Source organism: Streptomyces nanshensis (assembly GCF_001751255.1).
Classification (GTDB): Bacteria; Actinomycetota; Actinomycetes; order Streptomycetales; family Streptomycetaceae; genus Streptomyces; species Streptomyces nanshensis_A.
On record NZ_LJGW01000081.1, the window covers coordinates 12,500 to 25,580 of the forward strand.

Consider the following 13,081-nt stretch of genomic DNA (forward strand, 5'->3'; position numbering starts at 1 on the left):
TATCTCCGGGGCGCGGGTGGGCAGTTGACGGCTGTGGGCGGGGGAGACGAGGGGTCCGCCCGTAGCCGGTGAACCCCGCGAGCGCACCCCGGGTCCGACGAGCGGTGGACGGCCGCTCGCCCGAAGGTCCCACGGTGCGGGCGCAGACCGGGTACCACGGGCCCTGCCCGGTCCGTGCCTGCGGGCGACGCGGCCACCGCACGTCCGTTCCTACGGTGATCACAACCCGGCGGCCCCGTCGGGGATCTGCCGAAGGAGCATGGACGTGGGCACGGTGACACTGGAGGCCAAGGGCCTGACCAAGAGGTACGGGAAGACGTCCGCCGTGGACGATCTGTCGTTCGCGGTGGAGGCGGGACGGGTGACCGGATTCCTGGGACCCAACGGAGCGGGCAAGTCCACGACGATGCGGATGTTGCTCGGCCTCGACCGGCCCGACTCCGGCAGCGCCCTGGTCCATGGCAGGCGCCTCGCCGAACTGCGGCATCCCGTACGCGAGGTGGGCGCCGCGCTCGGGCCCGGTGCCGTGCATCCCGGCCGTACCGCGTACGACCATCTGCTGGCGCTGGCGGCGAGCAACCGGATCGGGCGGAGGCGGGTGACCGAGGTCCTGGACATCACGGGCCTGGCACGTGTGGCCCGTCGGCGGGCCGGAGGCTTCTCGCTCGGGATGAGCCAGCGGCTGAGCATCGCCGGCGCGCTGCTCGGCGACCCCGGCGTGCTGCTCTTCGACGAACCGGTCAACGGCCTCGACCCCGAAGGGGTCCGCTGGGTCCGCCGGCTGATGAAGGGCCTTGCCGCCGAAGACCGTACGGTCTTCGTCTCCAGCCATCTGATGAGCGAGATGGAGCTGACGGCGGATCACGTGGTGGTGATCGGCGGCGGCAGACTGATCGCCGACACCGACGTACACGAGTTCATCGCGAGCAGCTCGCGCAGCGCGGTGCGGGTCAGCTCCCCGCAGGCCGCCCAGCTCCGTGTCCGGCTGGAGACGGAAGGCGCGGCGGTCACCTCCGACGCCCAACGGACGCTGCTCGTCAGCGGAATGGACTGCGCGCAGATCTCCCGCATCGCGGGGGAGTGCGGCGCCGAGCTGCACGAACTCACGCAGCACCGCTCCTCGTTGGAGGAGGCGTTCATGGAACTCACCGGTCACAGCGTGGAGTACCGCTCCGGGTCCCCGGAGCCGGCCTGACGCCCGGCATCCGTCGCCGATTCCCGGGCGCCCGCCCTCAACACCCGGCGCTCGCCGTCGACTTCCGCGGGCCCGCCGCCGACTCCCGTCGCCGGCGGCCGAGTTCCGGCCTCACCCCTCACCACACGACCCTCGACACAGATCGGTATCGCCATGTCCGTTCCGGCATCCGTCGCCGCACGTACCCGCTACTCCTCCGAAACCCCGGGACCGAGCTTCACCGACCTGGTCCGTTCGGAGTGGATCAAACTCCGCACCGTACGCACCACGTTGTGGTGTCTGCTCTGCCTCACGGCCGCGGTCCTCGGGACCGCCGGACTGATCGCCGCGAAGGACGCGCCGCCGAACACCCCCGGGATCGCCTGGGTGGTCAGCGTCAGCCATTTCGGCTTCATGCCGGGGCAGATCGCCGTGATCGTCCTCGCGATCACGGCCGTCGGGAGCGAGTACGGAACGGGGCTGATCCACACCTCGCTGGCGGCCGTGCCGTGGCGTGAGCGGTGGCTCGCCGCCAAGGCACTCGTCGTGGCCCTGCTCGCCCTCGCCGCGGGCGCGGTGCTGAGCGTCGCGGCCTTCGCCCTGGTCTACCTCACCACGCCCGAGGTCTCCGGACCCGTCCTGCACCCTTCGGTGCTCCGCGCCGTTCCGGGCCCCGGTCTCTACCTGGCCGGGCTGGCGGTCCTCTCGCTCGCGGTGGGCGCTCTCGTACGGAACACGGCCGGCGGCATCGTCGTGATGCTGGCGTTCACGTTCGTGGTGCCGAACCTGGTGGCCACCACCGCATCGCTCGCGCCCATGGAGCGGTTCCTGCCCGCGGGCACCACGCCTCCCAACGCCGGCATGGCCATCACACAGGTCGGTCCGATGCTGGGCGGACTCTCTCCGTGGGCCGGCTTCGGCGTCCTGTGCGCGTGGTCGGGCGCCATGCTGGCGGGGGCGGCGTATCTGCTGCGCGTACGGGACGCCTGACAGACGGCGGACACCGCGGGCCCGCGGGCGCGAACTCCGCCCGGACCGCAGCGAACTCCGCCCGGACCGCCGCGGGCCCGGCCGCCACCCCGCCGGCGCCCGTACGGTCCGGGCCGCGCGCTCCGCCGGCCCCGGGCTACCCCTCCGGCAGTCCCGCGTCGTGCGCCACGATCGCGATCTGGACGCGGTTGACGCAGCCGAGCTTGGTGAGAAGCCGGGTGACGTGGGACTTCACCGTGGACTGGCTCATATGGAGCCGGGTGCCGATCTCCCCGTTGGACAGCCCCTCGCCGACCAGACGGAGAACGTCGCGTTCGCGCGGTGTGAGGGCCTCGATGCGCGTCCGGGCCTGCACCGCCCTCGAGTTGTCGCGTGCGGAGAACTCGGAGATCAGGCGACGGGTCACCGACGGGGCGAGCATGGCGTCGCCGTCGTGGACGGTGCGTACGGCGCGGGCGAGTTCGTGCGGCGGGGTGTTCTTGAGCAGAAACCCCATGGCTCCGGCCTGGAGCGCGGCATGCACGTACTCGTCCACGTCGAAGGTGGTGAGCACCACGACCTTCGGCGGATCGGGCAGCCGGCCGATCTCCTCGGTGGCCGCCAGACCGTCCATGACGGGCATCCGAACGTCCATGAGCACGAGGTCCGGCTTGTGGACGCGGGCGAGTTCCACGGCCTGGGCGCCGTCGCCCGCCTCGGCCACCACGTTGATGGCCGGGTCCGCCTGGAGGATCATGCTCAACCCGGATCTGACCAGAGCCTCGTCGTCGGCGAGCAGCACACGCACACTCATGGAGCCTCTTTCCTCGGCGGCGGCACGACGGCCTGGACGGGTACGACGGCCGACACCCGGAAGCCGCCGTCCGGGCGCGGTCCCGCCTCGAACTCCCCGCCCAGCACGACGACTCGCTCGCGCAGCCCCAGCAGACCGCTGCCCCCGCCGGGCAGGGAGTCGGCCGCGACCGCGGCGGGCGGTTCGTTCTCGACCGTCACATGGACGGCCTCGGCCTCGTACCGCAGCCGGACCCGGGTGACGGGAGCGCCCGCGTGCTTGTGCACGTTCGTCAGCGCCTCCTGGATCAGCCGGTACAGCGTCCGTTCCGCGGCGCCGCCGAGGGCCGGGCGGTCGCCGGACTGCGTCAGTTCGACCGTCATGCCGGTCGCCCGCGACTGCTCGACCAGCCCGGACAGATCCTCCAGCGTCGGATTCGGCGTGCGCGGTGCGCTCTCCTCGGGCTCCTCCAGCCGCAGCACACCGAGGACTTGGTGCAGTTCGTCGAGTGCCTGCCGGCCGATCTCACCGATGAGTTCGGAGGTCCGTACGGCTTCGGGGCTGCTCGTCGGGGCGACTTGCAGGGCCCCGGAGTGGATCACCATCAGGCTGACCCGGTGCGCCACCACGTCGTGCATCTCGCGTGCGATCCGGTTCCTCTCCTCCATCCTCGTCTGACGGCGCAGCAGCGACCGCTCGCGTTCGAGCCTCCCGGTCTTCTCCTGGAGGTTCTCCAGCAGGGTGCGGCGCGCTCTCGCGTAGAGGCCGAGCAGAACGGGCCCGGCCACGCCCACGAGGACGAGGGGCAGGACGGCGAACAGATTCCCGCCCGAGAAGAACTCCGTGCCCGCCGTCACCAGTGCCGCGGCCGCGGTGAGGACCGCCGTCGAGCGGCGGCCGCGGCCGTACTTGGCCACCGAGTACAGATAGACGGGCAGCGGCGAGGCGTTGATCAGCACGGGCGTGGCCAGGATCGCGACCGCACAGAGCGACGCGGGCACCCGGCGCCGCCAGATCATCGCCGGCGACGACAGGAGCAGGACCGTGTAGAAGACCGGCGCCGTCACGCCGAAGGGATGCTTCCCGTTGAGTGACACCAGGGTCGCCGCCGCCGTCGTGAACGCCAGCGCGACCAGGACGTCGAAGAGCATGCTCCGGCGGCTCTCCCACCAGAACGTGCGCGCCCAGAACGTACGCACCGGCATCCCCGGCCACGGTCGCGCACGGCCCTCCGGCTCCGGGCCGGTCTCCTCCCCGGCGGACGGGCCCGTCGCCGAGGCGGGCGCGGAAGTGTCCCGCTCCGCCGACGCAGCCGTACGAAGGCTCATGGCGCCCTTCCTTCTCTCCCGTGCCCGTGTCCCCCGTGGGATGCGCGTACGGACGGTCACCGGCGCTCGGGCAGCGCGGCGCTCCGTACACGGGTCCGCAGATTACGCGTCCCGCTGGGGCGGCTGCGCGCACGGGAGCAACTCCCCACGCCGGACACGCACTTCGGGCGGTGCCTCCAGCCGGCCCGGTACGGAGTCCGGCACGGCACTACCACGAGCAGGGCACGTTCGATGTCGTCCTCGGTGTACAGCCGGTCTTCGAGCTTCGCCCTGCCCCTTGGCCGGGTCCCCTTCGCATCGGCCGGTTGTGCGTCTTCCTCGATCGGCAGTCGGACGGTTCGTCCTCAATCCCCTCTTCCCGTACCGGCCGCCCAGGTGTAGCGGTGTTCGGGGCGTCCCGTGTCGCCGTACTTGAGGGTGAGAGTGATGCGTCCCGCGCGTTCGAGATGTTTCAGGTAACGCTGTGCCGTGGAGCGGCTGATACCGGTGTGCTCGGCGACCTCGTGGGCGGAGACGGGGTATGCCGACTCCTCCAGCACGCGGCGGATGAGGTCGACGGTCGGAGCGGAGTGGCCCTTGGGAAGCTCGGAGTGGGGGTCGTTGGCGGTCTTGAACGCGCTGAAGATCCGGTCCACTTGGTTCTGACCGGCCTCGCCGTGGGGGCCGACGCCCTCGAGGGTGCGGCGCAGCGTCGCGTAGCCGTCGAGCTTCGCGCGCAGCCCGGCGAAGCTGAACGGTTTGACGAGGTACTGCAGCGCTCCGTGCCGCATGGCGGACTGAAGCGTGGCGACGTCACGGGCCGCCGTCACCATGATCACGTCGGCGTGGTGGCCGAGTTGCCGCATCCGGGCCACGAGCGTCACACCCGACTCGTCGGGCAGGTAGTGGTCGAGCAGGACGAGGTCGATGTGTCTGCTCTCCAGGGCGACCAGGGCCTGGGCGGCGGTGTGGGCGCGGGCGGTGACCCGGAAGCCCGGCACCTGGGTCACGTACGCCGCGTTGATCTCGGCGACGCGGAAGTCGTCGTCCACGACGAGCACGTCGATCATCGTCACTCTCCCCCCGCGGCGGTGAGCTGTTCGCCGGAGGTGCCGGTTCCGGCGTCGGCCGCGCCGTCGTCCCCGTGATCCCCACCCGGTGCGAGCGCCTCGGGCAGTACGACTGTGAAGACGGCGCCACCGCCGGCGCGGGCGGTGACCCGGGCCATCCCGCCGTGCCGTTCGGCGAGCCGCCGCACCAGGGCCAGCCCGATACCCCGGCCGCTCGGGCCGCGGCCGTCCTGCTTGGTGGACCAGCCCTCGGCGAAGATCTGCTCCCGCATCTCGGGCGGCACGCCGGGCCCGGTGTCCGACACACGCAGCACGGCGGTGTCCTGTTCGGCACGCAGGTCGACCTCCACGCAGGGTTCGGAGGCGTGGTGCCGGGCAGGCTGCGCTCCCTCGGCTGCGGCGTCCACCGCGTTGTCGATGAGGTTGCCCAGCACGGTCACCAGGTCGCGAGGATCGACCACCGGGTCGGTCAGCAGTGTCGAGGCCGAGACGCGCAGCGCCACGCCTCGCTCCGCGGCGATGGCCGTCTTGCCCACGAGCAGCGCCGCCAGCAGCGGATCCCGTACCCGTTCGGCGACCTCCTCCGCGGACGCCCGGTCGGCGTCGGTTATTTCGGCGACGAACTCCATGGCCTGTTCGTACAGGCCGAGTTCGAGCAGGCCGAGCAGGGTGTGCAGCCGGTTGGCCTGTTCGTGGTCCTGTGCGCGCAGCGCGTCGAGGAGCCCGTGTGTGCTGTCCAGTTCACGGCCGAGCAGCTCGAGTTCCGTACGGTCGCGGAGCGTTACGACGGCTCCGCCGTCTCTTGTCGTCACGCGGTTGGCGAGCAGGACCCGGCTGCCGGTGACGGTCAGCAGGTCGGCCCCGTCGACGCGTCCAGCCAGGACGTCGAGGGTACGGCCCGGGGGCAGTACCTCGTTCAGGTCGCGGCCGGTGGCGTCCGCGTCCAGCCCCAGCAGCCGGCCCGCCTCATCGTTGACCAGCCGGATCCGGCCGTGCCCGTCGAGCGCCACGACACCCTCGCGGATGCCGTGCAGCATCGCCTCCCGCTCGTCGAGCAACGCGGAGATGTCGGCGAAGGCGACTCCGTGCGTACGCCGGCGCAGTCTGCGCGAGACGCCGACCGCGGCCAGCACCCCCACGGCGAGGGCCGCACCCGCCGTCAGCAGCAGCCCGGGGACGTCGCCGAGCAGTCGTTCCCGGACGCTTTCGTAGGCGATGCCGACCGAGACCGCGCCGACGATCTTCCCGTGGCCGTCCCGTAGCGGCACTTTGGCACGTGCCGAGCGGCCCAGCGTGCCGGTGTCGATCTGCCGGATCTCCTTCCCGGAGAGGGCGACGCCCGGGTCTGTGGAGACGTGCCTGCCGATCTCAGCGGGGTTGGGGTGCGACCAGCGCACGCCGCGGGTGTCCAGCACCACGACGTACAGCGCTCCGGTGGCCCGGTTTATCCGCTCGGCCTGCCTCTGCACAGGCCCCGTCGTGCTCGGCCGGGTCTCGACCCGCTGCCGGGCGATGTCCGGATCGGCGGCTGTGGCCTGGGCGATGGAGAGCGCACGGCTCATCGCCTGGTCGTCGATCTCGGAGCTGAGCGGGGCGAGAAAGAGCCCGGTGGCGAGTACGACGACTCCCGTGTTGATGGCTAGCTGTACGAGCAAAACCTGGGCGGAAACGCGCCGGGGCCAGCCGATGCGCATGAGATCACCCCTGTCTCGCGGTCCTCCGCACCGTGGCGGACGACCCCTTTTGTTACGTCGTCGTGCACGCAACGTAAAGGGCCCAGGAAGTAGCTGCCCAGCCCTCGTAGCTCACTTGTCGTCGCAGCGTGAGCAGAACGAGCAGAACGCGGTTTGCGCGCAGAAGGGACGGTTGCGCCCACAAGACTGCCGCCGTGACGTCGGGCGCTTCTAGCCTCCCGGCCCATGAGCAGTCAGATGAGCCCCGCCATCGAGTTGCGGGGAACGAGCAAAGTGTTCCGTACGCCGTCCGGAGCGCTGCATACCGCGGTACGGGACTTGGATCTGACCGTCGAGCGCGGCGAGTTCGTCGCGGTGGTCGGGCCGACCGGATGTGGCAAGTCCACGACGCTCACCCTGGTCAGCGGGCTGGAAGAGCCCACCGAGGGCGACGTACGGGTGGCCGGTGAACCCGTCGACGGTGTCGGCGAGAAGATCGGCTTCGTCTTCCAGCGTGACGCGGTCTTCCCCTGGCGCACCGTGCTGTCGAACGTGATGGCGGGCCCCCGCTTCCGCGGCGTCGCGAAGGCCGAGGCGAAGGAGCGGGCCCGTGAATGGCTCGCCCGGGTCGGGCTGGCGTCTTTCGAGGACCGCTATCCGCACCAGCTCTCGGGAGGTCAGCTCAAGCGCGTCGCCCTTGCGACGACCCTCGTCAACGATCCCGAACTCCTGCTCATGGACGAGCCGTTCTCGGCACTCGACGTGCAGACCCGTGCGCTGATGTCGGACGAACTGCTGGAGCTGTGGTCGGGTACGGGCGCCTCGGTGGTCTTCGTCACCCACGACCTGGAGGAGTCGATCGCGCTCGCCGACAAGGTCGTGGTCATGACCGCCGGCCCTGCGACCGTGAAGGAGATCTTCGAGATCGACCTGCCGCGGCCCCGCAAAGTCGAGTCCGTGCGGCTGGAGTCGCGGTTCGTGGAGATCTACCGGGAGATCTGGTCCTCGCTCGGCGAAGAGGTCCGCATCACCCGCGAGAGGGGAGCCTCCGATGTCGCCTGAGACCGCCACCGCTCCCGCCGCCCGGGACAAGTCCGGTTCGGACACCAGCCGCACACGGGCCAGGGCGCAGGCCGCACGCAACAAGCAGCTCCTGGTCTACGCGACCCGGGTCCTGCTGCTCGTCGGGCTGCTCGGACTGTGGGAGTGGCTCGCCAGGACCGCAGTCATCGATCCGTTCAACTTCTCGATGCCGTCCAAGATCTGGACCCAGATAAGCAACTGGGCCCTGAACGGCACTCCGCAGGGCTCGCTCTGGGAACAGATCTGGTACACGCTCTACGAGGCGCTGCTGGGCTGGATCATCGGAGTCTTCGGCGGCGTGGTGCTGGGCATCACGCTCGGACGGATCCGTTTCCTCTCCGACGTGCTCGGCCCCTACGTCAAGGTGCTCAACGCCCTGCCGCGCATCGTCCTCGCTCCCGTCTTCCTCATCTGGTTCGGGCTCGGACCCGCCTCGAAGATCGCATCGGCGGTCGTCCTGGTCTTCTTCCCGGTCTTCTTCAACGCCTTCCAGGGCGCACGGGAGGTCGACCGCAACCTGGTCGCCAACTCCCGGATCCTCGGCGCGAGCGACCGTCAGGTCACCCTCCAGGTCGTCATCCCCTCCGCCACATCGTGGATCTTCACCAGCCTCCACGTCAGCTTCGGCTTCGCGCTGATCGGCGCGATCGTCGGCGAGTACATCGGCGCGACGAAGGGAATCGGCCTGCTGGTCTCGGCCTCGCAAGGCACGTTCAACGCCGCCGGCGTGTACGCGGCCATGGTGATCCTCGCCGTCGTGGCTCTGCTCGCCGAGGGGGCACTGGCCTTCCTGGAGAAGAAGCTCTTCCGCTGGCGGCCCGTCGATTCCGGCAGCGGCACCTGACCGGCACATCACCTCGCCGGCTCGCCGCGCCGACAGCAGGTCACCCCCCGACACCCGCCCTCTGGGTCTTCCCGTAACTCCTCTTCACAAGGACGTCAATCATGCGCAGCCATGTCAAGATCCCGGCCGTGGCGATCGCCGCGGCTCTGTCCCTCACCACGCTCACCGCCTGTGGCGGCTCCTCCGACTCGGCCTCCGACGGCGACAACGGCAAGATCAAGATCATGGTCGGCGGTCTCGACAAGGTCATCTACCTGCCGGCGATGCTCACCCAGAGGCTGGGCTACTTCAAGGACGAGGGAGTCGACGTGCAACTGCTGACGGAGCCCGCCGGCGTGCAGGCCACCACCTCGCTCGTCTCCGGCGACGTGCAGGGCGCCGTCGGCTTCTACGACCACACGCTCGACCTGCAGGCCAAGGGCAAGCAGGTGGAGTCCGTGGTCCAGTTCGCGCAAGCGCCCGGCGAGGTCGAGGTCGTCTCCAAGAAGGGGGGCGGCATCGACTCTCCCAAGGACTTCAAGGGCAAGAAGCTCGGCGTGACCGGCCTCGGGTCGTCGACCGACTTCCTCACCAAGTACCTCGCGGTCCACAACGGGGTTCAGGTCAATCAGTTCACGCCGGTCGCGGTCGGCGCGGGCCAGACCTTCATCTCGGCCCTGCAGAAGGGTTCGATCCAGGGCGGCATGACGACCGAGCCGACGGTCAGCCAGATCCTGGACAAGAAGCTCGGCACGGTCCTCACCGACATGCGTACGCCCGCGGGCTCGAAGAAGGCCCTGGGCGGCCTGTACCCCTCCTCCAGCCTCTACATGAGGACGGACTGGGCGGACAGCCACAAGCAGCAGGTGCAGAAGCTGGCCAACGCCTTCGTGAAGACGCTCAAGTGGATCTCCACCCACTCGCCCGAGGAGATCGCGGCGAAGATGCCCGCCGACTACGCGCAGGGCGGGAAGGAGCTCTACGCGAAGTCGATCAAGAACACTCTGCCCATGTTCACCGAGGACGGCGTCATGCCGAGCGACGGTCCGGCAACCGTCGAGCGCGTCATGAAGGCGTTCAACCCCAACCTGAAGAACACCAGCGTGGATTTGGAGAAGACCTACACCAGCGAGTTCGTCGACAAGGCGAAGTGACGGCGCGATGCGGCGCAGCGGGATGAAACGCGCGGGATGAAACGGGAGGGCCGGCGCCCTCCCGTGCACCACGTGACCGCACGCCTGCCCGCCCGGCGGAGCGCGGCAGTGCCGCATCCCCCGGAACAGCGCCGACATGGTGCCGTGGTCCGCAGGTGAGGACGGCCCTTCCCGGAAGATGCGCAGGGCCGCCTGCGGTCTTCCGCGGTGAGCTTGCGGCGTCCCTGCGCCAGTTCCTGTGCCAGGGCGATCCACATCCCCAACTGTTGCGCCCCGCCGCCCGGGGAACTTCGGTCGTCAGGGACTCACCGGGTCAAAGCCGTACGTCAACACCTCGCCTCCCAGACGGAGATCGCGGCGGTAGATATGCAGGGCTTCCACGCGCAGACCCGTCGGTGCGCTCTCCGTTTCACAGCGGTGGACCACTTGAATCACCCGCGGTCGGCCGCTCACTCGTATCCGCAGCCCGTCCGCAGGACCGCCGTCGAGCACGGCGGTCTCCCATCCCATCGCGCCATCCGTTGCCATCCTGATAGTTTAGAGGTTGCGCAAGTCACGAGTCGTCAAGAGTCGGGCCGCACCTCACCGATGGGGTCCCGGTGCCGGCGTGACGCAGCCCGTCTGATTCATACGGCAGGCAAGGACACACGCCGGCCCCGGCGAGAAGGTAGTGGCACATGATCGGCAATCTGAAGCCCCTTGAGATCGTTCTGATCGTCCTGGTCATCCTGCTGCTGTTCGGTGCCAAGAAGCTTCCGGACATGGCGCGTTCGCTGGGCAAGTCTGCCCGCATTCTCAAGAGCGAGGCCAAGCAGATGAAGAAGGACGGCGGTGACGAGGGCGAGGGCGGCGCTTCCGCGGATTCCCAGCAGGCGGCTGCGAAGACGATCCAGGCGGCTCCCGGTGACGTCGCCAGTTCGCGGCCCGTCTCCGAGCCGGCCGAGCAGAAGCAGCAGAACCCGTCCTGAGCGGCGGGTGAAGGGGCCGTACCCGACCGGTACGGCGGGACCGGTCTTTCCGATACTTCAGACACCGAGGACCTGGGTTGCTCAAGTCGGCCCGTAGACAGGGCAAAAGGGAGAAGGATCCCGAGGGGCGGATGCCGCTCGCGGATCACTTGCGGGAGCTGCGCAACCGGCTGCTGAAGGCGGTGCTGGCGGTCCTCGTCGTCACCGTGGTGGCGATGATCTACTACAAGCCGATCGCCGACTTCCTCACCGATCCCGTGCGTGAGTCCGTCGGCTGCACCCAGGGGTTCGGGCGTGCGGCGAAGGACGGGGAGACGTGTGCCGAGATCACCATCAACGGTCTGATCGCTCCCTTCACGATCATGCTGAAGGTCGCGTTGACGGCCGGTGTGGTCATCGCGTCGCCGGTCTGGCTGCACCAGCTCTGGGGGTTCCTCGCTCCCGGTCTGCACAAGCATGAGAAGAAGTACGCGCGTGCCTTCGTCGGTGCCGGCGCTCCTCTCTTTCTCGGCGGGGCTTATCTCGCGTATCTGCTGCTGCCGGCGGCGGCCAAGACGCTGCTGGACTTCACTCCGGACGGCACGGGGAACCTGATTCCGCTGGATGATTTCCTCGATATCGTCACCCGGCTCGTGATCGTTTTCGGGCTCGCTTTCGAACTGCCGCTGCTGCTGGTGATGTTGAACTTCACGGGCATTCTGTCGGGGCGCCGGCTGCTGGGCTGGTGGCGGGTGATGGTGCTGTGCATCACGATCTTCTCCGCGGTGGCCACTCCCACCGGTGATCCCCTCACGATGGGGGCCNTACCGGTGACCCGCTCACGATGGGGGCTCTGGCGGCGCCGATCATTCTGCTCTACTTCGGCGCGGTGGCGATCTGTCTCTTCAACGACCGGCGCCGTACCCGTAGCGACCCCTACGCGGGGCTGGAGGACGACGAGGCGTCGCAGATCGAGGGGCCCGACTCCCTCGACGAGGCCGACGGCGTCCCCGCGCAGCGCACCCTGCCCGACGGCGAGTCCGGCGGAACGAACGGCAACGGGACCGGCGGCAGCGGAACCGGCGGCGGCGGAAACGGCCCGCAGGGACGGAACGGTCAGGACGGTTACGACGACGCGACCTGAGCGGGTAGGGTCCGCGCGTGACCAGCGAGATCACCCTCTTCGTCAACCCCACCGCGGGGCTGGGACGCGGCGGCGGCGCCGCACAGCCCGCCGCTGACGCGCTCCGCCGGGCCGGGTTCGCCGTACGTACGGTCGTCGGAAGCGACGCGGACGACGCCCTCGTCCGCGCACGGGAGGCCGTACGGGCGGGCACCGGAGCCCTGGTCGCCGTCGGCGGCGACGGCATGTCCTCCCTCGCGCTGCAGGCCGTCGCCGGTACGGACACCCCCGTCGGCATCGTCTCCGTGGGCACCGGCAACGACTTCGCGCGTGCGACGGGGCTGCCGGTGCGGCAGCCCGCCGAGGCGGGACGCGTCGTGGCCGAGGCGCTCAAGTCCGGCCACGAGCGCCGCGTCGACCTGGGCAGAGCGGGCGACCGCTGGTTCGGGACGGTGCTCGCCTCCGGCTTCGACTCCCGCGTCAACGACCGGGGGAACCGGATGCGCTGGCCCTCCGGGAAGATCAAGTACGACCTGGCGATCGTCGCCGAGCTGGCCGCCTTCAAGACCATCCCGTACCGGATCACGCTGGACGGCGGTGAGCCGCTGGAGACCGAGGCGACGCTCGTGGCCGTCGGCAACGGACCGTCGTACGGCGGCGGCATGCGCATCTGCCACGGCGCGGAGATGGACGACGGACTCTTCGACGTCACGGTCGTCGGGGAGTGCAGCCGCGCCACGCTGCTGCGGGTCTTCCCCCGCGTCTACAAGGGCACCCACCTCTCGCACCCCGTGGTGACGACGTACCGCGCGCGCAGCGTGCGGCTGGAGGCCCCGGACGTCACGGGCTACGCGGACGGCGAGCCGCTCGGCGCGCTGCCGCTGACGGCGGAGGTGGTCCCGCGGGCGGTGCGGCTGCTGGTGGGGGAGTAATGACCGCGAGCGGTGTCGGAGGTGGCCGGTAGG

The 13,081-nt window shown here is 70.0% G+C and carries 11 protein-coding genes and 1 pseudogene; 8 read left to right on the forward strand and 4 right to left on the reverse strand.

Features of this window, described 5'->3' with window-relative positions:
• The first annotated feature begins 259 nt into the window (after positions 1–259).
• Together AN218_RS03875 and AN218_RS03880 are read left to right on the forward strand one after the other, a co-directional pair.
• A complete protein-coding gene (locus AN218_RS03875; protein WP_070015201.1) occupies positions 260–1,195 on the forward strand; it encodes an ABC transporter ATP-binding protein in 936 nt (311 codons plus the stop codon).
• Positions 1,196–1,348: 153 nt separating this feature from the next.
• Positions 1,349–2,164, forward strand: coding sequence for a hypothetical protein (locus AN218_RS03880; RefSeq protein ID WP_070015202.1), 816 nt, complete (start codon positions 1,349–1,351; stop codon positions 2,162–2,164).
• A gap of 136 nt (positions 2,165–2,300) precedes the next feature.
• Here AN218_RS03880 and AN218_RS03885 read toward each other — a convergent pair whose 3' ends face one another.
• The 4 genes from AN218_RS03885 to AN218_RS03900 all read right to left on the reverse strand — a co-directional run bounded on the left by AN218_RS03885 (position 2,301) and on the right by AN218_RS03900 (position 7,007).
• Entirely contained in the window at positions 2,301–2,957 is a 657-nt protein-coding gene (locus AN218_RS03885) for a response regulator (RefSeq protein ID WP_070015203.1), read from the reverse strand.
• The gene (locus tag AN218_RS03890; RefSeq protein ID WP_070015204.1) at positions 2,954–4,264 is read right to left on the reverse strand and encodes a sensor histidine kinase; all 1,311 of its coding nucleotides are present in this window, start codon (positions 4,262–4,264) and stop codon (positions 2,954–2,956) included. The genes AN218_RS03885 and AN218_RS03890 overlap by 4 nt, the downstream gene beginning before the upstream one ends.
• Before the next feature lie 344 nt (positions 4,265–4,608).
• Complete coding sequence (locus AN218_RS03895) at positions 4,609–5,313, reverse strand: response regulator (protein WP_070015205.1); 705 nt, start codon at positions 5,311–5,313, stop codon at positions 4,609–4,611.
• A 2-nt stretch (positions 5,314–5,315) separates the two neighbouring features.
• Positions 5,316–7,007 carry a sensor histidine kinase gene (locus tag AN218_RS03900; protein WP_070015206.1) on the reverse strand — a complete coding sequence of 564 codons (1,692 nt, stop codon included), beginning with the start codon at positions 7,005–7,007 and terminating at the stop codon, positions 5,316–5,318.
• A gap of 225 nt (positions 7,008–7,232) precedes the next feature.
• Between AN218_RS03900 and AN218_RS03905 the strand changes: the two genes are divergently transcribed.
• From AN218_RS03905 to AN218_RS03930, 6 genes and pseudogenes are all read left to right on the forward strand, one after another.
• The gene (locus AN218_RS03905) at positions 7,233–8,048 is read left to right on the forward strand and encodes an ABC transporter ATP-binding protein (protein ID WP_070015207.1); all 816 of its coding nucleotides are present in this window, start codon (positions 7,233–7,235) and stop codon (positions 8,046–8,048) included.
• Positions 8,038–8,913 (forward strand): ABC transporter permease, encoded by an 876-nt coding sequence (locus tag AN218_RS03910; RefSeq protein ID WP_070015208.1) that lies wholly within the window; start codon positions 8,038–8,040, stop codon positions 8,911–8,913. The genes AN218_RS03905 and AN218_RS03910 overlap by 11 nt, the downstream gene beginning before the upstream one ends.
• A gap of 101 nt (positions 8,914–9,014) precedes the next feature.
• The gene (locus AN218_RS03915; RefSeq protein WP_070015209.1) at positions 9,015–10,046 is read left to right on the forward strand and encodes an ABC transporter substrate-binding protein; all 1,032 of its coding nucleotides are present in this window, start codon (positions 9,015–9,017) and stop codon (positions 10,044–10,046) included.
• 677 nt (positions 10,047–10,723) lie between these two features.
• Entirely contained in the window at positions 10,724–11,014 is a 291-nt protein-coding gene (gene tatA / locus AN218_RS03920; protein WP_070015210.1) for a Sec-independent protein translocase subunit TatA, read from the forward strand.
• A 77-nt stretch (positions 11,015–11,091) separates the two neighbouring features.
• Positions 11,092–12,137 (forward strand): annotated as a pseudogene (gene tatC / locus AN218_RS03925) (twin-arginine translocase subunit TatC).
• Positions 12,138–12,154: 17 nt separating this feature from the next.
• Entirely contained in the window at positions 12,155–13,048 is an 894-nt protein-coding gene (locus AN218_RS03930; RefSeq protein ID WP_070015211.1) for a diacylglycerol kinase, read from the forward strand.
• Positions 13,049–13,081: the final 33 nt, after the last annotated feature.